The organism is Bradyrhizobium sp. USDA 3256 (genome assembly GCF_054058275.1).
In genome coordinates, this window is the sequence record NZ_JBSSAE010000002.1 from 5,950,407 (window position 1) to 5,969,937 (window position 19,531).

The following is a 19,531-nucleotide window of genomic DNA, read 5'->3' on the forward strand; positions in this document are numbered from 1 at the left end:
TTTGGTGAGCTACGCGGTCAAGGAGATCTTTCTCACCCTGCAGGGCGAAGGCGCCCATGCGGGCCGCGCCTCCGTGTTCTGCCGCTTCGCCGGCTGCAACCTCTGGAGCGGCCGCGAGCAGGACCGCGCCGGCGCCGTCTGCAAGTTCTGCGACACCGATTTCGTCGGCACCGACGGCACTCTGGGCGGCCGCTATGCGACCGCCGAAGAGCTTGCGGGAACCATTGCCGCGCAATGGACCGGGGGCGAAGCCGACCGCTACGTGGTCCTGACCGGCGGCGAGCCGCTGCTGCAGGTCGACGCGGCCTTGATCGATGCCCTGCACGGCCGCGGCTTTGCGATCGCGATCGAGACCAACGGCACCATCGCCCCGCCCGACGGGCTCGACTGGATCTGCGTCAGTCCCAAGGCTGCAGCCGAGCTCGTGGTGCGCAAGGGGCACGAGCTCAAACTGGTCTATCCGCAGGTGGAGAACACACCGGAGGATTTCGCGGGGCTTTCCTTCGAGCGCTTCTCGCTGCAGCCGATGGACGGGCCCGACGTGATCGAGAATACCGAGCGGGCGATCGCCTATTGCCTGAAGCACCCGCAATGGCGCCTCAGCGTGCAGACGCACAAGTCGCTCGGGATCAGATGAACTAACAGAATCGGATTGTTGAACGAGATGTGGGAATTGACGAAAGCGTTTCGGTTCGAGGCTGCGCATGCGCTGTCCGGAACGACCTTTGGCGCCGCCAGCGAGGAGATTCACGGTCACTCCTTCCGCGCCGAAGTCACCGTACGCGGCACGCCCGATCCGAAAACCGGCATGGTGGTCGATCTCGGCCTGCTCGAACGCGCGATGGCCGAGGTGCAGAAGACGCTCGACCACAAGTTCCTGAACAAGATCGAGGCGCTCGGCGTGCCGACGCTGGAGAATCTGTCGCGCTTCATCTGGGAGCGGTTGCAGCACGCAGGCAAGCTGACCCGCGTCAGCGTCCATCGCGACAGCTGCAACGAGAGCTGCACCTATTTCGGCCCGCAAGGTTAGTCATGCTGCCAACAGATCCCGCCATCATCGAGGACCGCAAGGCGCGTGCGCGCGGCTGGTTCGAGGCGCTGCGCAACGACATCTGCGCCGCCTTCGAGAAGCTCGAGGACGACGCCCCGTCCACGCTTTATCCCGGCGCCGCCGGCCGGTTCGCGCGGACCCCCTGGGACCGCACCGACCACACCGGCAAGCCCGGCGGCGGCGGCGTGATGTCGATCATGAAGGGCCGGCTGTTCGAAAAGGTCGGCGTGCACTGCTCGACCGTGCACGGCGAGTTCGCCCCCGAATTCCGCGCGCAGATTCCCGGCGCGGCCGACGATCCGAGGTTCTGGGCGTCGGGCATCTCGCTGATCGCGCATTTGCGCAATCCGAACGTGCCCGCCGTGCACATGAACACCCGCTTCGTCGTCACCACCAAGGCCTGGTTCGGCGGCGGCGCCGACCTGACGCCGGTGCTGAACCGCCGGCGCACCCAGGAAGACCCCGATACGGTCGCCTTCCATGCCGCGATGAAAGAAGCGTGCAGCGGGCCGAACGGCGTCGCCGACTACGACAAGTACAAGAAATGGTGCGACGAGTATTTCTATCTGCCGCATCGCAAGGAAGCGCGCGGCATCGGCGGCATCTTCTATGACTGGCACGACAGCGGCGACTGGGAGGCCGATCTCGCCTTCACCCAGGACGTCGGCCGCAGCTTCCTGAAAATCTATCCCGACCTGGTGCGGCGCAATTTCGCGGCCGCCTGGAGCGCCGAGGATCGCGACGAACAGCTTATCCGCCGCGGCCGCTATGTCGAGTTCAACCTGCTCTATGATCGCGGCACCATCTTCGGCCTGAAGACCGGCGGCAATGTGGATTCGATCCTGTCGTCGCTGCCGCCGGAGGTGAAATGGCCGTGATGAACCTGCCGCGCGCGATGCTGATCGACATGGATGACACTATCCTTTCGGCCTATGGACGCCCCGAGATCGCCTGGAACACGATTACCACGGAGTTCGCCGCGGAACTGGCGCCCCTGCCCCCGGACCAGGTCGCGACGGCGCTATTGGCCTATGCACGGCAATTCTGGTCGACCGCCGAGCCGATTTGGCGGATCAAGCTCGGCGAGGCGCGGCGGCTCACCGTGAAGGGCGGCTTCGCGGCGCTTGCGGCGGCCGGTCACCGCGCGCTGCCCGACGATCTCGCCGACCGCATCGCCGATCGCTTCACCGCCTACCGCGAGGAGGAGATGTTTGTCTTCCCCGGCGCGCATGAAGCGATCGACGCGTTGAAGGCCCTCGGCATCAAGCTCGCGCTGGTCACCAACGGCGCCGCCGACATGCAGCGCGCCAAGGTCGAGCGCTTCGCGCTCGGCCATCGCTTCGATCACATCCAGATCGAAGGCGAGCACGGCTTCGGCAAGCCGGAGGAGCGCGCCTACCTGCACGCGATGGAAGCGCTCGGCGTCACCGCACCGGACACCTGGATGATCGGCGACAATCTCGAGTGGGAAGTCGTGGCGCCGCAGCGGCTTGGCATCTATGCGATCTGGATGGACGTCCATGGCGTCGGGCTGCCGCCGGGATCGACCATCAAGCCGGACCGCATCATCCGCTCGCTGGGCGAACTGGTTCCTGCCGCGCGCAAATAACGCAGCGGCTGATTTCACAGCAAATCCACTGCGCCAGGCGCCGGCCGTGATTTGACTGTCATCACCGGTCGCTAGCCTGCCGCCCGCGTTATCCAGCGCGGAGGGAAAATCATGGAACTGAAACCAGGCGATATTGTCATGCTGAAGTCCGGCGGCCATCCGATCACGGTCGTCGAAATCGACGAGGACAAGGTCGAGTGCCTGTGGATGGGTACGGACGGCGATCTGTTTCGCGAAACCTTGCCGCTCGTCGCGCTCGAATCGACCGAGCTCGATCCGGAGGACGATGAAGAGGAAGACGACGAAGACGAGGACGACGCGGAAGAAGAGGACGAAGACGACGACGGCGACCGCAAGAAGAAGCGCAAGGCGGCGTGATCTTTTGGCGCGATGCTGACTGGCAGGTGCCGGCAGCATCGTCTCCATGCGACGTTCGACCGATCGTCGTTCAGCCAATTGCCACCGTGCCGCCGCGGATCACGGCGGCATCGAGACGCCGGCAAGAAAACTCAGAGGAAATTCAAAGCCGATGATCGCGGGTGAAACGGGCCGCGGTCTGGTCGGCGATATCGGACAGTATCTTCGGCTCCAGCGGAAAGTCCGCGGCCAGCCAGGCATCCTCCGCCAGGGTCAGGACATGCCCCAGTGCTGGTCCCTCGGCAATGCCGCGTGCGATGAAATCCGAGGCCCGCAATGGAAAGTGAGGGGCGCGCCAGCGCTCTGGCAGCGTGGCGAGCGCGCGCCACTGATCGACGTCCTGGCCCGCGCCGGTTCGCGCCCAGGCCAATAGCACCCGGTCGCGATAGGGCTCCTCGTCGAGCCGGTAGAGCCTGCGCCTGGCATGGGCCTCGTCCATGCCGGGCAAGCGCCACCAGCGATGGCCCATCGAATCGAGCGCCTTGGCCTCGGCGTTGGAGAGCCGCAGCCGGCTGGCGATACGCCGCGCGTCCTCCGTCACGGCGACCGTCAGCGCGGCGAGCCTTCGCATCGCACTCGGCGCGAGCGCCATCAGCCGCTCGATTTCGATCATCGCCGCGAACGGCCCGGTATAGGCGACGCCGCCGAACAGCGGCTGCAGCAAGCCGCCGTCACCCATCGCGACCACCGCGCTCGCGGCGCCGTTCGCGACCACGAGCTTGAGCATCTCCATACGGATCCGCTCAGCCGAGAGGCCGCTCAAGCCGGCGCGCCCACTGACGCAGGCGAGATAGCCGGTGCGATCGACCTCGCTCGCGCCATAGGCGGCATGGAAACGGAAGAAGCGCAGGATGCGCAGATAGTCCTCGGCAATCCGCTGCGCGGGGTCGCCGATGAAGCGCACGCGCCTCGCCTCGATGTCGGCGAGGCCGCCGACGTGATCGTGCACGACGCCCGAAGCGTCGACCGACAGGCCGTTGATGGTGAAGTCGCGCCGCTCGGCGTCACGCACCCAGTCACGCCCGAACGCCACCCTGGCCTTGCGGCCATAGGTCTCGGTATCCTCGCGCAGCGTCGTCACCTCGAAGGGTTGGCTATCGACGACCAGGGTCACCGTGCCGTGCTCGATGCCGGTCGGCACGCTCTTGATGCCCGCCCGCTTGGCGCGGCGGATCACCTCCTCCGGCAGCGCCGTGGTGGCGATGTCGATGTCGGCGAGCGGAATCTGCATCAAGGCGTTGCGCACGGCCCCGCCGATCACCCGCGCTTCCTCGCCGTCGGCGTTGAGCAGGTCGAGTACGCGCGCCGCAGGCCCGGAAGCGAGCCATGGCGCGTCGGACAACAGGCGCACCTCGCTCATTTCTCAACTCCCGGCACCAGCTTGCCGTTCTCGATATGGGCTGGAACGTAGGTCGAATTCGGCGGCGCGCCAGTCAATTCGGCCAGCAGCACGAAGCTCACGATGACCATCACCAGCGCCACCAGCGTCAGCTTTGCGATCATGTCGAGCGGCCATGACGCCGGCAGCGTCACGCCGGACCGCGTCGCGATGAGGAAGATGGCATAGACCGCGAACGGGACCAGAAAGATTCCGATCTCGGTCAATACCGTGCGGATCATGACAGATAGATCCGCTCATACAGCACGCGCAGAATGCCCGCGGTCGCGCCCCAGATGTAGCGCTCGGCGAACGGCATCGCGTAATAGGACCGGTCCATGCCGCGGAATTCCTTGGTGTGGATCTGATGATTCTCGGGATTCATCAGGAAGGCGAGCGGCACCTCGAACGCATCGACCACCTCCGCCTCGTTGATCGCAAGCGTGAATCCCGGCTTCACCTTCGCGACCGTCGGCAGAATGCGGAAGCCGAACGCGGTGCCATAAAGGTCGAGATAGCCGACCGGGTCGATGAATTCCCGCTTCAACCCGACTTCCTCGCAGGCCTCGCGCAGCGCGGCATCGAGCGGCGAGGCGTCGGTGGCGTCGATCTTGCCGCCGGGAAACGAGATCTGGCCGGCATGGCTCGACAGATTGGGCGAGCGCTGCGTCAACAGCACGGTCGGCTCGGGGTGATCGACCACCGGGATCAACACCGCGGCCGGCCGCACCGGCTGCTCCTGCGCCACGATCTCGAGCATGCGGTCGTTGCCGGAGTCTCCGGTGCGCGGAATGATATGCGGATCGACCAGGCCCGGCGGCACATCGAAAGTGAGCCGCGTGCGGGCCCGCGCGAAGAATTCCGTCGAGCTGATCGTCGCCGGCTCCACCTTCAGCAACGGCTCGTTCAAAGTGCGTCCCTCACCTGACTGGCATCGGCCATCGCGAAGAACTCGCCGCCGGACTCGATGCCGAACATCTCCTGACCATCGACCATCCGCTGCTCGCCCATGTCAACCAGATCGTAATAGAGTGCGCGGGTGACCTTGGCCCACAAATCGGCGCGGACATGCAGATAGGGCGTCAATCCGCCGTCCTCGGCCGCCTCGAATCTGAGGCCGTGGCCTTTTTCGCAATCGACCCAATCGTCGACATTGGTGCGGAACCTGAGCAGGCGGCCGCGCACGTCTTCCCCGGTCTGCATTTCCACGGCAAGGAACGGCGCGTCATCGACGCGGATGCCGACCTTCTCCACCGGTGTCACGAGAAAGTGCTTGCCGTCCTCGCGCTTCAGGATCGTGGAGAACAGCCGCACCAGCGCGGGGCGGCCGATCGGCGTTCCCATGTAGAACCAGGTGCCGTCAGGCGCGATTCGCATGTCGAGATCGCCGCAGAATGGCGGATTCCACAGGTGAACCGGCGGCAGGCCCTTGCGTCCGGCCGGACCCGATGTCGCAGCTTGATTGGCGGCCGTGGTGAGCCCTTCGAGACCCTTGCTCCCGAGGCCCGTAGTTTCCCTGCCGGAATCGCTCTGCCCTTGCTTCGCCATTGTTTGCCTTAAAGTTTCCTACCTTCAATCTGGCACGTTTGGTGCACATATCCTGAGATGTGGTCGGGATGTCATTCTCGCCACATCGTGATGCTGTTCATACCCTGAAACACCGATAAGGTGGGGATAGTTTAATTCAACGAATACATGGCCTTCGCTCAGGTTTAGCATGAGGGCCGAGATGACGACAGATGATGACGACGCGCCAATGTGCGCGCATCGTCAAGAAGGAGCGGATCGAATGGCTGGTGCAGACAGCGTCGAGAAACTGGAGGATGTGATCGTCCGTTCGGCCGAGCAGGTCGCGGGCCAGATCAAGGCCGCCAAGGAAGCGGTCTCCACCGTCATCTTCGGCCAGGACCAGGTGATCGAAAACACCCTGGTGACGATCCTGTCCGGCGGCCACGCGCTGTTGATCGGCGTGCCCGGCCTCGCCAAGACCAAGCTGGTCGAGACCCTCGGCGTCACGCTCGGCCTCGATGCCAAGCGCATTCAGTTCACCCCGGACCTGATGCCGTCGGACATTCTCGGCGCCGAAGTGCTCGACGAGAGCTCGGCCGGCAAGCGTTCGTTCCGCTTCATCGCAGGTCCGGTGTTCGCGCAGTTGCTGATGGCCGACGAGATCAACCGCGCCAGCCCGCGCACCCAGTCGGCGCTGCTGCAAGCCATGCAGGAGCAACACATCACCATTGCCGGCGCGCGGCATGATTTGCCAAAGCCGTTTCACGTGCTCGCGACACAGAACCCGCTCGAGCAGGAAGGCACCTATCCGCTGCCCGAAGCGCAGCTCGACCGCTTTCTGATGGAAATCGACGTCGACTATCCCGATCGCGACGCCGAGCGGCGCATCCTGTTCGAAACCACCGGCGCCGAAGAAGCCGCGGCCAAACCGTCGATGGATGCCGAGACGCTGCTCACCGCGCAACGCCTGGTGCGGCGCCTGCCGGTCGGCGATTCCGTGGTCGAGGCGATCCTGACGCTGGTCCGCGCCGCGCGTCCCGGCACTGAGGGCGGCGAGGCCGGCAAGCTGATCGCCTGGGGCCCAGGTCCGCGCGCCAGCCAGGCCTTGATGCTCGCGGTGCGCGCCCGTGCATTGCTCGACGGGAGACTCGCGCCGTCGATCGACGATGTGCTCGATCTCGCCGAGCCCGTGCTCAAGCACCGCATGGCGCTGACCTTCTCGGCGCGCGCCGAGGGCCGCACCATTCCCGACGTGATCAAGCAACTGAAGACCCGGATCGGTTGATGGCCGCAGACAACAGGCACCAGAACGAGGAGATCCTTGCGGTTCGACGTGCCGATGGCGAAAGCCGAACGCTCGCCGCATCGCTGCCGCGTCTGGTTCTTGAGGCCCGCCGTGTCGCTGCCAACGTCATCCATGGCCTGCACGGCCGCCGCCGCGCCGGCTCGGGCGAGAATTTCTGGCAATACCGCCGCTTCGTCTCCGGCGAGCCGTCGCAGCGCGTCGACTGGCGCCGCTCGGCACGCGACGACCATCTCTATGTCCGCGAGCAGGAGTGGGAAGCCGCGCACACGGTGTGGATCTGGCCCGACCGCTCGCCGTCGATGGCCTTTGCCTCGCGCGAGGCGCGCGACAGCAAGCTGGAGCGCGGACTAATCGTAGCCTTCGCGCTCGCCGAGCTGCTCGTTGCGGGCGGAGAACGCGTCGGCATTCCCGGCCTGCTGAATCCGACGGCAAGCCTCAACGTGATCGACAAGATGGCGGAAGCGATGTTGCACGACGAGAAGACGCGCGCGAGCCTGCCGCCGTCCTTCGTGCCGTCGTCGCTGGCCGAAGTCGTCGTGTTGTCGGATTTCTGGTCGCCGATCACGGAGATCACGGCGATGCTGGCCGGGCTTTCCTCCTCCGGCGCGCACGGCACCATGATCCAGGTCGTCGATCCGGCCGAAGAGACCTTCCCCTATTCCGGGCGCGTCGAATTCGTCGAGCCGGAGATCGGCAGCGTTATCACCGCGGGCCGCGCCGAGAGCTGGGCGAGCGATTATGTCGCCCGGGTCGCGCTGCATCGCGACCAGATCCGCGGCGAGACCAATCGGCTCGACTGGCTGTTCTCGACCCACACCACCACCCGCTCCGCGGCCGAGCTGTTGTTGTTCCTGCATGCCGGCATGATGGTGAGCAAGGGCGGCGGCCGCTCAATAGTCAAGGCGGGACGCAGCGCATGATCGCAGGCCTCCCCCTCTCCTTCGCCGAACCGCTGCTGCTGCTGGGGTTGGTCAGCCTGCCGGTGCTGTGGTGGCTGTTGCGCGTGATGCCGCCGCGGCCGCGCCGGATCGAATTCCCGCCGACGCGGCTGTTGTTCGACATCGCGCCCAAGGAGGAGACGCCGTCGCGCACGCCGTGGTGGCTGACGCTGCTGCGGCTCGCCGCCGCCGCGCTCGTCATCTTCGCCGCTGCCGGCCCGATCTGGAATCCGCAGACTGGCGTTGCCGCCGGTAAATTGCCGCTGGTGATCCTGCTCGACGACGGCTGGAGCGCGGCCTCGAGCTGGGACGCGCGGATCAGGGCCGCGGACGAACTGATCGCCAACGCCGACAGCGACCGCCGCGGCGTCGCGCTGGTGCCGCTGTCCGAGCCCGCGCGCGACATCACCCTGATGCCAGCCGGCGCCGCGCGCGTCGCGCTGCGCCAGCTCGCACCAAAGCCCTACTCGGTCGATCGGGTTGAAACCCTCGGCGCGCTTGGACGTTTCCTCAAGTCGACCGGCGACTGCGATATCGCCTGGCTGTCCGACGGCGTCGACACCGGCCGCGGCAGCGAATTCACCGAGGGGCTCGGCAAGGTGATCGAGAGCCGCAATCTGACGATCTATGCGGGCGGAGCCCAGTCGGCGCAGGCGCTGGTCGCGGCCGAGAACGCCGCCGCCAAGATGACGGTGAAGGTGCTGCGCACCGAGAGCGGCATCGCGGCGGGAACGGTGCGCGCGGTCGACGCCAAGGGCTCGCCGATCGGCGAGGCCCGTTACACATTCGGACCGCAGGATCGCGAGACCGAAGCCGCCTTCGATCTTCCGGTCGAATTGCGCAACGACATCGCACGGCTCGAAATCTCCGGCGAACATTCGGCCGGCGCCGTGCAGCTGCTCGACCGGCGCTGGCGCCGCCGCGCCATCGGCGTGGTCTCGGGTGCGAGCAACGACACCGCGCAGCCACTGTTGGCGTCGACCTTCTATCTCTCCCGCGCGCTGTCGCCATTCGCCGATGTCAGGCTCGGCGATCGCGGCGCGCCGCAGCAGGTGATCGGGCAATTCCTCGACCAGCGGCTGCCGATGATCGTGATGGCCGACGTCGGCACGCTATCGCCGGAGATTCGCGACCGGCTCAATGCCTGGATCGAGCAAGGCGGCGTGCTGGTGCGCTTCGCAGGTCCGCGCCTCGCCCAGGCCGATGACGACCTCGTTCCCGTCAAGCTGCGCCGCGGCGGACGCACGCTCGGCGGCAGCCTGACCTGGGAGAAGCCGCAGCACATGGCCTCGTTCGCCGCCGATGGCCCGTTCTCGGGCCTCACCGTGCCGAAGGACATCACCGTCAACCGCCAGGTGCTGGCCGAGCCCGACGCCGTGCTCTCGACCAAGAGCTGGGCCTCGCTGGAGGACGGCACGCCGCTGGTCACCGGCGAGCGTCGCGGCAAGGGCGTGGTCAGCCTGTTCCATGTCGGCGCCGACATGCGCTGGTCGGACCTACCGATGTCCGGCACCTTCGTCGAGATGTTGCGCCGGCTGATCGACATGTCCGGCTATACCTCGAAGCCCGGCCCCGGCGTCGCCAGCGATCCCAATGCCGAGACGGTTGCGCCGCTGCGCACGCTCGACGGCTTCGGCGTCTTCGGCCCGCCGCCCTCGAGCGCCAAGCCGATGTCGGCGGACTATCGCGATCGCGGCACGGCCGACCATCCGCCCGGCTTCTACGGCACTGCCGAGAGCCCGATCGCGGTCAACACGCTCGCCTCCGCCGATCGGATCGCGCCGCTCGACACCTCGGCCCTGCGCGCGACGCGTGCGAGCTACACCAACGCCGAACCGCGCGACCTGCGCGGCATCATGCTGTCGACGGCGCTGGCGCTGTTCCTGCTCGATGCGATCGTGGTGGCCTTGCTCGGCGGCGGCCTTGCCGCGCTGGTCCGGCGGCGCGCGGCGCCGGCCGTTCTCGCGTTGGCCTTCATCCTTGCGACCACGATGGTGCCCGCGCCGAGCCGCGCGCAGAACGCCAGCAGCGACGACTTCGCCATCAAGGCGGTGTCGCAGACGCGGCTCGCCTACGTCGTGACCGGCAATGCCGACGTCGATTCCATCGTCAAGGCGGGGATGTCCGGACTGACGCTATTCCTCGGACAGCGCACCGCGCTGGAAGCCGGCGATCCCGTCGGCATCGATCCCGCGCGCGACGAGCTGGCGTTCTTCCCCCTGATCTACTGGCCGATCGTGCCGGGCGCGGCGAAGCCGCCGCAGGATGCCATCAACAAGATCGACGCCTACATGAAGCAGGGCGGCACCGTCATCTTCGATACCCGTGACGCCGTCGAAGCGCCGCCGGGGGACAACGGCTCATCGCAAACGCCCGGCATGCAGACGCTGCGCGAATTGCTGTCGACTCTCGACGTGCCCGAGCTCGAGCCGGTGCCGCGCGAGCACGTGCTGACCAAGACGTTCTATCTGCTGCGCGACTTCCCCGGCCGCTTTAACTCCGGCCAGACCTGGGTCGAGGCGCTGCCGCGCGAGGACGACGACGAGGCTGCGCAGCGCCCGGCGCGCGGCGGCGACGGCGTCTCGCCGATCATCATCACGTCGAACGACCTCGCCGGTGCCTGGGCGATCCGCCCCGACGGCCAGCCGATGCTGCCGCTGACGCCGGGCGAGCCGCGCCAGCGCGAATTCGCCTTCCGCGCCGGCGTCAACATCGTGATGTACACGCTGACCGGCAACTACAAGGCCGATCAGGTGCACGCGCCTGCCTTGATCGAGCGGCTGGGACAATAACATGAACTACGGCATCGCGTTCACACCGTTGGTTCCTTCGCTCGTGCTGTGGCTCGCGCTCGGCGCGATCGTCGTCATCGCCGTGTTGCTCCTGGTGTCGCGCGCGCGGGGCGCCGCGGTGCGGGTCGCCGCGCTGGCGCTGATCCTGCTGGCACTGGCCAATCCCTCCTTCACCCGCGAGGACCGCGAGCCGCTGTCCTCGGTCGCTGCCGTCGTGGTCGACAAGAGCCCGAGCCAGAATTTCGGCACGCGCAACCAGGAGACGGACAAGGCGCGGCAGGCGCTGGTCGACAGCCTGAAGCAGATCAAGGGCCTCGAGGTCCGCGTCGTCGAGGCCGGTCAGGCCGATGGCGAGACCGATGGCACCAAACTGTTCGGCGCGCTGACGTCGGCGCTGTCGGACGTTCCGGTCGAGCGCGTCGCCGGCGCCTTCATGATCACCGATGGCCGCGTGCACGACATTCCCGCCAACGCCCAGGCGCTCGGCTTCCAGGCGCCGGTCCACGGGCTGATCACCGGCCGCAAGGACGAGCGCGACCGCCGCATCGCGATCACAGCCGCGCCGCGCTTCGGCATCGTCGGCCAGACCCAGACCATCACCTTCCGGCTCGATGACCAGGGCGTCACCGGCGAGCGCGCCAAGGTCACGATCCGCCGCGACGGCGAGGTGATCAACGAGCGCACGCTGACCAGCGGCCAGACCTCGAGCGTCGACATCGACATCAAGCACGCTGGGCCCAACATCGTCGAGATCGAGGCCTCGCCGCTCGAGAACGAGCTGACGCCGGTCAACAACCGCGCCGTGGTCGCGATCGACGGCGTCCGCGACAAGCTGCGCGTGCTACTGGTGTCCGGCGAGCCGCATTCCGGCGAACGCACCTGGCGCAACCTGTTGAAGTCCGACCCCAGCGTCGATCTCGTGCACTTCACCATTCTGCGTCCGCCGGAGAAGCAGGACGGCACGCCGATCAACGAGCTGTCGCTGATCGCGTTTCCGACCCGCGAGCTGTTCCAGCAGAAGATCAACGAATTCCAGCTGATCATCTTCGATCGCTACGCCCGCCAGGGCGTGCTGCCGATCGCCTATTTCGACAACATCGCGCGCTATGTCCGCGCCGGCGGCGCGGTGCTGGTCTCCGCGGGTCCCGACTACGCCTCGACCACCAGCATCTGGCGCACCCCGCTGGATTCGGTGCTGCCGGCCGAACCGGTCGGCGTGACCGAGAAGCCGTTCTACGCGCACTTAAGCGATGCCGGTAAACGTCATCCGGTGACGCGCGGGCTGGAAGGCTCGAATGCCGAGCCGCCGCATTGGAGCCGGTTCTTCCGCACCGTCGATACCCGCAACGCGATCAATCCGCCGGTCATGACCGGCGCCGACGGCAAGCCGCTGCTGCTGCTGTCGCGCTTCGGCGAAGGCCGCGTCGCGCTGCTGCTCTCCGACCACATCTGGCTGTGGGCGCGCGGCTACGAGGGCGGCGGCCCGCATCTCGATTTGTTGCGGCGGGTGTCGCACTGGCTGATGAAGCAGCCCGACCTCGATGAAGAGGCGCTGCGCATGCAGGTGCAGGGCAAGGATCTCATGGTGGTGCGCCAGACCATGGCCGACACCGTCTCGCCGGTCACCGTGACGTCGCCGAGCGGTACCACGCGTGAACTGACGCTCACCGCCGGCGATCCCGGCGAGTGGCGCGCGACGCTGCCCGCCAACGAGCTCGGCCTGTGGCAGGCCACCGACGGCACGCTGAAGGCGCTGATCAATGTCGGCCCGACCAATCCGAAGGAATTCTCGGAGGTCACCTCGACCACCGACATGCTGAAGCCGCTGGCGCAGGCGACCGGCGGCGATGCACGGCGCATCGTCGACGGTTCGAGCCTCGACATGCCGCGCGTCGTGCCGGTGCGCTCCTCCTCGATCTTCCGCGGCGACGGCTGGCTCGGCGTCAAGATGCGCGACGCCAGCGTCGTCAAGGGTGTCGGCGTGCTGCCGATGTTCGCCGGCCTGGTCGGCCTGCTGCTGTTGCTCGGCGCATTCGCGGCAACATGGCTGCGCGAGGGACGCTGAGTCCGGCCGGGCTCACGTCTGCGTTGCATCAAGCACACACAGGCAACGCATCGACACGGTTTGTCTGAACGCTGGTTGACATCGCGCAAGCCATCCGATGTTATAATGTAACATCGGAGCGCTGGGGTGTTGATGCGCTCCCGATTGGGCGGGCGTTATCGGCATGCAGTGGTTCCGGCGACACATCAAGACTGGCTCACGGCTGGCGCTGTTCGCGCTCGCCGTCCAGTTCTTGCTGTCATTCGGGCATTTCCATCCGATCGCGGCTGCGCAAGCGGCGCCCGCAGTCCAGACCGGGCTGTCGCTGGTCGATCTCGCCTATATCGGGACCTCGGCGACGCCGGACCTCGCCGTCCAGGTGACCGGGACGCCACAGCCTGCCAATCCCGACAACGACCGGCATCCAACCGACAATTGCGCGATCTGCGCCGTCATCTCGCTCGCGAGCAGCATGCTGTTCACGGCGCCGCCGGTGCTGTTGCTGCCGGAAGCCATCGAGCTTCTGTTCCGCACCACCAATGCCGAATTTGCCCATCTGAAATCGGCGCCGGCGGCCTTCCACTCCCGCGCACCTCCCCTGTCCTGACATCGACTGATTGCTGCACGCCCTGAGCGGACGGTCGCGTCACATTCGCGGCCTGCGCCAGCGGGGCAAATCGGAATCGATCCGTCATTTCGACGGGCCTGGATCGGGACAATGACACTTCAGAAGAAACGAGCACTCCACATCGGGAGCGTGAGCTGGCTATTGCTGGGCGCGATGAGCCACAATGCGCTTGCCGACGACACGCCGACGCAACTCCCTGACATCACCGTGACGGCACCGAGCCCGATCCAACGGCACCGGACCGCGCCAACGCGCACGCCGAGCCATGTTGCCCGGTCCGCGCCGAGCCGCAACCGCGAACGCGCCGCGGCCGTGCAACCGGCGCCTGCGGCACCGGCGCCGGCACCGCAGCAGGGGGTGCTGCCCGTGGTGACCGATCAGTTCGCCACCGTCACCGTGATATCCAACGAGGAACTGCGGCGCTCCGGCAGCGCCACGCTCGGCGATCTTCTGTTCTCCAAGCCCGGCATCACCGGTTCGAGCTTCGCGCCCGGCGCGTCGAGCCGGCCGATCATCCGCGGCCTCGACGTCAATCGCGTCGGCATCGTCGAAAACGGTCTCGGCGGCGGCGGCGTGTCGGATCTCGGCGAGGATCATTTCGTCCCGATCGATCCGCTCTCGACCAACCAGATCGAAGTGGTGCGCGGTCCGGCCGCGCTGCGCTACGGCTCGACCTCGATCGGCGGCGTCGTCAGCGCCACCAACAACCGGATTCCCGATGCGATACCGACCTGCGCGGCGGCGCCGTTCCAGAGCTACGGATTGCCGGTGAAGGCTCCGCTGGCCGACGCCGGCGCGCCGGGTTGCCTCAATGTCGAGACCCGCACCTCCGTGAGTTCGGTCAACCGCGGCGTCGAGGGCGGCATGCTGCTGGACGCCGGCGGCAACAATGTCGCCGTGCATGCCGACGTCTATGGCCGCACCACCAGCGACTACAGCATCCCGAGCTATCCCTATTTATTTGTGCCCGGCCAGCCATTCAACGGCCGCCAGCCGAACTCCGCGACGCAGTCGGACGGCGCGTCGGTCGGCGCCTCCTATTTCTTCCAGGGCGGCTATATCGGCGCGGCGATCACCCAGAACGACTCGCTCTACCACATCCCCGGCACCGACGGCGCCGATCACCAGACCCGGATCGACGCGCACCAGACCAAGATCGCCGTCAAGGGCGAGTACCGGCCCGATACTGCTGCGATCGATGCGGTGCGGTTCTGGGTCGGCGCGACCGACTATCGCCACAACGAGCTCGGCCTTGCCGATCCGACCGACCCGTTCAGCGACGGAGTGCGGCAGACCTTCACCAACAAGGAGCAGGAAGCCCGCGTCGAGGTCCAGATGATGCCGTTCAACGCGCGTTTCGCCACGGTGACAACCGCGTTCGGCGTGCAGGCCGGGCATCAGGAGCTGACCGCGCCGAGCCCGGACGATCCAGGCTCGCTGTTCAACGGCCTGTGGAGTCCGAACAACAACAACCGCATCGCGGGTTACGTGTTCAACGAGTTCAAGTTCACGGATTCGACCAAGGCGCAAATCGCCGGCCGCATCGAGCATGTCGACCTGCACGGATCGATGCCGAATTTCCCGGCGGACTATCTGCCTGACGGCGCACCGCAGAGCTCGATCGCACGCAATCCGTCCTACACGCCAGTCAGCGGCAGCATCGGGCTACTGCAGAACCTGCCCGGCGATCTCGTCGGCAGCATCACCGCGCAATATGTCGAACGCGCGCCGAAGCCTGCGGAGCTGTTCTCGCGCGGCGCGCATGATGCGACCGCGACCTTCGACATCGGCAATCCGAACCTGACCATCGAGACCGCGAAATCGGTCGAGATCGGCCTGCGCAAGGCGACCGGACCGTTCCGCTTCGAAGCCACCGCCTACTACACCCGCTTCAGCAACTTCATCTATCGCCGCCTGACCGGCGTGATGTGCGGCGACGATTTCGACTCCTGCGGCAATGGCGACCCCAACAATGAGGCGCGGCAGGCGGTTTATTCGCAGCGTGACGCGATCTTCCGCGGCGCCGAATTCCAGAGCCAGTTCGACATCGGCCCGCTCAACGGCGGCATCTGGGGCATCGAGAACCAGTTCGACGTGGTGCGCGCCACCTTCACCGACGGCACCAATGTGCCGCGAATTCCACCGGTGCGGCTTGGCGGCGGCTTCTATTGGCGCGACAGCAACTGGCTGACCCGCATCAATCTGGTGCACGCCTTTGCGCAGAACGACATCGCCGTCATCGGCGAGACCCCGACCGCGGGCTACAATCTCCTCAACGCGGAGATCACCTACAACACCAAGCTGAATTCGTCATGGATCGGCGCGCGCGAGATGACGCTCGGTCTGGCCGGCAACAATCTGCTCAACCAGAACATCCGCAACTCCGTTTCCTATACCAAGGACGAGGTGCTGATGCCGGGCCTCGGCGTGCGGGCGTTCGCCAATCTGAAGTTCTGAGCCAAGCGTATCCCTCTGCCGCCAGCGGCAGAGGGATTTTGCGATCGCGTAGCCCGGATGGAGCGCAGCGCAATCCGGGAGATTGCTCCCGCGATGAGACTGATCCCGGATTTCGCTTCGCCCCATCCGGGCAACCAGCGTCTCTGAGGGGAGCCGCGTAACCTGCTCGATCAGTGGCCGACGACGACTTCGCTGATCTGGATCACCGGCTGCAGATCGGTGTAGTTCGGGATGTCCCCCATGATCTCTTGGGCGTGCTTGCCCATGCCGGCGGCAAAGGCCTCAACCGAGTCACAGAAGATGTGGCACATTCCGACATAGGTTGCGGGTTGCCCCGGGGCGCCGCCGGCGAGGCCCTTGTCGACGGTGTAGTATTTGCATGCGTCGCCCAGCCGCGCCTTCACCAGCGGCATGTGCTTGTCGCGATAATAGTCGTGATCAAAGCGTGCGCCTGGATTATTCGGATACATCACACTGACCTTGATCATGGCGCACACTCTCCCTGTTGATATGACATGCGCCGGTCTTGTCCCGGCGCTTGCCTCAACTGTGCTTCAGTTTCCGATGGTGCGCAACCGTTCCGGCACCGCTCGCGCGGATGTCAGATCGCCTTGCTCCAGTCCGGCTGGATCGGCCCGGATACGCCCTCGAACGCGCCGTCGACCAGTTCCATGACAAGCAAGCGACTGTAATCGACCGGGCCGGGCATGGTCATGCGTCCCTTCGGGACCGGCTTGAAGCCGATCCGCGCATAATACGGCTCGTCGCCGACCAGCACGATCAGCCGATGGCCCTTGGCGCGGGCATCATTGATCGCACGCTCGAGCAGCGCACGGCCGACGCCGCGGCTGCGGAACGGCGGCTCGACCGTCAACGGCCCAAGCATCAGGGCCGGCGTATCGCCGATCGTGACCGGCAGCTGGCGCACCGAGCCGACCAGCAGCGTGCCGATCCGCGCCGTGAAGGAGACATCGAGCAGATGGTCGACATGCTCGCGCAGCCGGTAGGCGCTGAGCACGAAGCGGCCGGGCCCGAAGGTGCGCTCGTGCAGGCGCTCGATCGCCTGGGCGTCTTTCGGGGTCTCGGTCAGGATGGTCAGGGACAATTCGGTCATTGTGGGGCGCGGGATAGCATCTGGCGCGGGCGCGGTCCATCACCGCCATGTCGCCGTCGGCGGCTTGCCCTCGAGCACCTCCGCGATCCGCAGCCGCGTGCCGGGGGTGGTCTCGTCAGGCAGATCAGCCGGATCGAAGAAGCCGCAGGCCACGATCTCGCGATTCGGCTCCGGCAGGCGGTCCTGCCGATAGTTCCTGACGACGTAGACCGCGACATGATCGCGCGGCGAGACGTGGCTGTTGTGGAAGATGCCGTGCAGCGCCGGCTCACCCTTGAGCTCGATCCGCCCTTCCTCCTCCAATTCGCGCCGCAGCGACTCGATAAAGCTTTCGCCGACCTCGACCCCGCCGCCGGGCAGATACCAGCCGTGGACGTAGCTGTGCTTGACCAGGAACACCCTGTTGTCGGCATCGAGCACGACGGCACGGACCCCGAGCGTCATGCTGCGGACCAGCCGCCAGTAGAAATGAAACACCCATCTGATCTGCGGCTCGTAGCGCTTGCGTAAATCGAGCAGGACCGTCACTGAACCCTCGACATCATGGTGCTTTGATCCGTGCATTGATCCTTGCGCGCCTGCGCGGCTCTTGCCAATACAGGGCAGGACGTTCGGGATAGCACGACATGACCGGCTGCCGGCCACTTTTCGCGGACAATCCGAAGGGAATCGCATGATGGCGGCGTTCCGCCTCGCGCATCTGTCGGACCCGCATTTGCCGCCGCTGCCGGCGGCGCGGCTGCGCGATCTCGCCGGCAAGCGCGCCTTCGGCTACCTGAACTGGACGCGCAACCGTCACAAATATCACCGCCGCGACGTGCTCGACGCGCTGGTGTCGGACATGCAGGCGCAGCAGCCGGACCATGTCGCCGTGACCGGTGACCTGGTCAATCTGGCGCTGGATGCCGAGTTCAATCCGGCCCGGCAATGGCTGGAGGGCGTGGGTTCACCTGCCGACGTCACCGTGGTCCCCGGCAACCACGACGCCTATGTGCGTGCGACCCGGCATCGCTTCGTCAGTCACTTCGGCGACTATCTGCGCGGCGACGCCGACGGCGCGGCAACGCATTTTCCGTTCGTGCGCCGCCGCGGGCCGCTTGCGCTGATCGGCGTCTCCTCGGCGGTGCCGACGCCGCCGCTGATGGCGACCGGCTGGCTCGGCCATCCCCAGCTCGATGCGCTTGATGCGATTCTCGCGCAGCTGTCGCGGGAGAACGCCTTCCGCGTCCTCCTGGTGCATCACCCGCTGCACTCCGACGGCCGCGCCAAGCGGCTGACCGATTCGCATCAGCTGCTGGCGCTGCTCAGGCGCCACGGCGTCGAGCTGGTGCTGCATGGCCACGACCACATCCATTCGACGATGTGGTTCGACGGCCCGGAGCGGAGGATCCCGGCGATCGGCGTGCCGTCGGCATCGGCGCTGGCGCGCAAGCACTATCCGGCTGCGGCCTACAATCTGTTCACGATCGAGCGTGACGGCAATGGCTGGCGCTGCGAGCAGACCGTACGCGGCCTCGGCGATCACGCCGGCATTCGCGAATTGAAGCAAGTACGACTGTCCTAATCGCCGCCCCCGCCGCCGCCACACCCACCGCCGCCGCTGTCGCCGCCGCCGCCGTCACCGCTGCCACTGCTCCCGTCGCTGCCGGCATCGTCGAAGCCGGCTGACGATCCGTCGATCGAGGAGTCGGAGAAATCGCCGCCGCAATAGGGACTGCTGCCACCGATGCCGCTGCGGCGCAGCGCCTCGCAGTCGGTGTGGTAGATGAAGCCGTTCGCGATGTTCAGCTTGGCGTCGAGCGCGAACAGCAGCGGCAGCCGGGTCGGCCTGACCGGATCGATGTTCTCGTATTTGCAGCAGTACCACCAGACCCGCCGCAGCCCCTCATTGCTCCTGCGCCGCTCCTTCACCAGGACGACCGCGGGGGTGTGATGCAGGAAGCCGCCGAAGGCGCGGCGGCAGAACGCGTCGTATTCGCGGGTGTAGAGAATGAATTCGTGCCAGAGGTCGTCGGCCGCCTGCGACGGCATCGAGACGTAACGCCTGCCGCTCATCAGATAGGCGAGGAAGAACTGCCGCAGGCCGCGCGAGACCAGCGCGCTGTCCTTGCGGGTGAAGCCGGGGTGACGCTTCTCGAGCCGCGCCAACAGGCCCGCCGGCCAGTGAAAGGTGCGGATGTATTCGGCACGCCGCAACGTCTGCCACTTGCCGAACAGCACGGCGCTGCCGACCACCGCGGCGGCCGCGAGGACGCCGAAAAATGCCGAGGCGGGTGTTATGACCACGA

At 66.5% G+C, this 19,531-nt stretch carries 20 protein-coding genes; 12 read left to right on the forward strand and 8 right to left on the reverse strand.

What is annotated here, in order from left to right; translation table 11 throughout:
• Nucleotides 1–4 precede the first annotated feature (4 nt).
• The 5 genes from queE to ACVWY5_RS30075 all read left to right on the forward strand — a co-directional run bounded on the left by queE (nt 5) and on the right by ACVWY5_RS30075 (nt 3,038).
• Complete coding sequence (gene queE / locus ACVWY5_RS30055; protein WP_028333183.1) at nt 5–637, forward strand: 7-carboxy-7-deazaguanine synthase; 633 nt, start codon at nt 5–7, stop codon at nt 635–637.
• A 27-nt stretch (nt 638–664) separates the two neighbouring features.
• Nucleotides 665–1,030, forward strand: coding sequence for a 6-pyruvoyl trahydropterin synthase family protein (locus ACVWY5_RS30060; protein ID WP_028333184.1), 366 nt, complete (start codon nt 665–667; stop codon nt 1,028–1,030).
• Between the two features lie 2 nt (nt 1,031–1,032).
• Nucleotides 1,033–1,929, forward strand: a complete 897-nt coding sequence (gene hemF, locus ACVWY5_RS30065; RefSeq protein WP_028333185.1) for an oxygen-dependent coproporphyrinogen oxidase — start codon at nt 1,033–1,035, stop codon at nt 1,927–1,929.
• Entirely contained in the window at nt 1,920–2,660 is a 741-nt protein-coding gene (locus ACVWY5_RS30070) for an HAD family hydrolase (protein WP_028333186.1), read from the forward strand. The genes hemF and ACVWY5_RS30070 overlap by 10 nt, the downstream gene beginning before the upstream one ends.
• Nucleotides 2,661–2,771: 111 nt before the next feature.
• Nucleotides 2,772–3,038, forward strand: a complete 267-nt coding sequence (locus tag ACVWY5_RS30075) for a DUF2158 domain-containing protein (protein WP_028333187.1) — start codon at nt 2,772–2,774, stop codon at nt 3,036–3,038.
• 142 nt (nt 3,039–3,180) lie between these two features.
• Here the strand turns inward: ACVWY5_RS30075 and ACVWY5_RS30080 are convergent, their stop codons facing one another.
• Genes ACVWY5_RS30080 through ACVWY5_RS30095 form a run of 4 tightly spaced genes read right to left on the reverse strand, consistent with a single transcriptional unit; the run spans nt 3,181 to nt 6,003 of the window.
• A complete protein-coding gene (locus ACVWY5_RS30080; protein ID WP_028333188.1) occupies nt 3,181–4,437 on the reverse strand; it encodes a CCA tRNA nucleotidyltransferase in 1,257 nt (418 codons plus the stop codon).
• Nucleotides 4,434–4,697 carry a DUF6111 family protein gene (locus ACVWY5_RS30085; protein ID WP_028333189.1) on the reverse strand — a complete coding sequence of 88 codons (264 nt, stop codon included), beginning with the start codon at nt 4,695–4,697 and terminating at the stop codon, nt 4,434–4,436. The genes ACVWY5_RS30080 and ACVWY5_RS30085 overlap by 4 nt, the downstream gene beginning before the upstream one ends.
• Nucleotides 4,694–5,329, reverse strand: a complete 636-nt coding sequence (locus ACVWY5_RS30090) for a CoA pyrophosphatase (RefSeq protein ID WP_371852161.1) — start codon at nt 5,327–5,329, stop codon at nt 4,694–4,696. Before ACVWY5_RS30090 ends, ACVWY5_RS30085 begins: the two co-directional genes overlap by 4 nt.
• 32 nt (nt 5,330–5,361) lie before the next feature.
• Nucleotides 5,362–6,003 (reverse strand): DUF1285 domain-containing protein, encoded by a 642-nt coding sequence (locus ACVWY5_RS30095; protein ID WP_028333191.1) that lies wholly within the window; start codon nt 6,001–6,003, stop codon nt 5,362–5,364.
• 241 nt (nt 6,004–6,244) lie between these two features.
• Between ACVWY5_RS30095 and ACVWY5_RS30100 the strand changes: the two genes are divergently transcribed.
• From ACVWY5_RS30100 to ACVWY5_RS30125, 6 genes are all read left to right on the forward strand, one after another.
• Entirely contained in the window at nt 6,245–7,249 is a 1,005-nt protein-coding gene (locus tag ACVWY5_RS30100) for an AAA family ATPase (protein WP_028333192.1), read from the forward strand.
• Nucleotides 7,249–8,190 (forward strand): DUF58 domain-containing protein, encoded by a 942-nt coding sequence (locus tag ACVWY5_RS30105; protein WP_028333193.1) that lies wholly within the window; start codon nt 7,249–7,251, stop codon nt 8,188–8,190. Before ACVWY5_RS30100 ends, ACVWY5_RS30105 begins: the two co-directional genes overlap by 1 nt.
• Nucleotides 8,190–11,000 (forward strand): DUF4159 domain-containing protein, encoded by a 2,811-nt coding sequence (locus ACVWY5_RS30110; RefSeq protein WP_028333194.1) that lies wholly within the window; start codon nt 8,190–8,192, stop codon nt 10,998–11,000. The genes ACVWY5_RS30105 and ACVWY5_RS30110 overlap by 1 nt, the downstream gene beginning before the upstream one ends.
• Nucleotide 11,001: 1 nt before the next feature.
• Nucleotides 11,002–13,065, forward strand: coding sequence for a membrane protein (locus ACVWY5_RS30115; RefSeq protein ID WP_028333195.1), 2,064 nt, complete (start codon nt 11,002–11,004; stop codon nt 13,063–13,065).
• A 163-nt stretch (nt 13,066–13,228) separates the two neighbouring features.
• Complete coding sequence (locus ACVWY5_RS30120) at nt 13,229–13,651, forward strand: DUF2946 family protein (protein ID WP_028333196.1); 423 nt, start codon at nt 13,229–13,231, stop codon at nt 13,649–13,651.
• A gap of 111 nt (nt 13,652–13,762) precedes the next feature.
• Entirely contained in the window at nt 13,763–16,129 is a 2,367-nt protein-coding gene (locus ACVWY5_RS30125; RefSeq protein WP_028333197.1) for a TonB-dependent receptor, read from the forward strand.
• Nucleotides 16,130–16,299: 170 nt separating this feature from the next.
• Here ACVWY5_RS30125 and ACVWY5_RS30130 read toward each other — a convergent pair whose 3' ends face one another.
• The 3 genes from ACVWY5_RS30130 to ACVWY5_RS30140 all read right to left on the reverse strand — a co-directional run bounded on the left by ACVWY5_RS30130 (nt 16,300) and on the right by ACVWY5_RS30140 (nt 17,807).
• On the reverse strand, nt 16,300–16,617 hold the full coding sequence (locus tag ACVWY5_RS30130) for an EthD family reductase (RefSeq protein ID WP_016839733.1): 318 nt from the start codon (nt 16,615–16,617) through the stop codon (nt 16,300–16,302).
• A 113-nt stretch (nt 16,618–16,730) separates the two neighbouring features.
• On the reverse strand, nt 16,731–17,243 hold the full coding sequence (locus ACVWY5_RS30135) for a GNAT family N-acetyltransferase (RefSeq protein WP_028333198.1): 513 nt from the start codon (nt 17,241–17,243) through the stop codon (nt 16,731–16,733).
• Between the two features lie 39 nt (nt 17,244–17,282).
• The gene (locus ACVWY5_RS30140; RefSeq protein ID WP_050387377.1) at nt 17,283–17,807 is read right to left on the reverse strand and encodes an NUDIX domain-containing protein; all 525 of its coding nucleotides are present in this window, start codon (nt 17,805–17,807) and stop codon (nt 17,283–17,285) included.
• Between the two features lie 112 nt (nt 17,808–17,919).
• Here ACVWY5_RS30140 and ACVWY5_RS30145 point away from each other — a divergent pair, with 112 nt between their 5' ends.
• On the forward strand, nt 17,920–18,807 hold the full coding sequence (locus ACVWY5_RS30145) for a metallophosphoesterase family protein (RefSeq protein WP_028333200.1): 888 nt from the start codon (nt 17,920–17,922) through the stop codon (nt 18,805–18,807).
• Here ACVWY5_RS30145 and ACVWY5_RS30150 read toward each other — a convergent pair.
• Nucleotides 18,804–19,529 (reverse strand): glycine-rich domain-containing protein, encoded by a 726-nt coding sequence (locus ACVWY5_RS30150; protein WP_028333201.1) that lies wholly within the window; start codon nt 19,527–19,529, stop codon nt 18,804–18,806. The two genes, ACVWY5_RS30145 and ACVWY5_RS30150, sit on opposite strands and share 4 nt — an antisense overlap.
• Nucleotides 19,530–19,531: the final 2 nt, after the last annotated feature.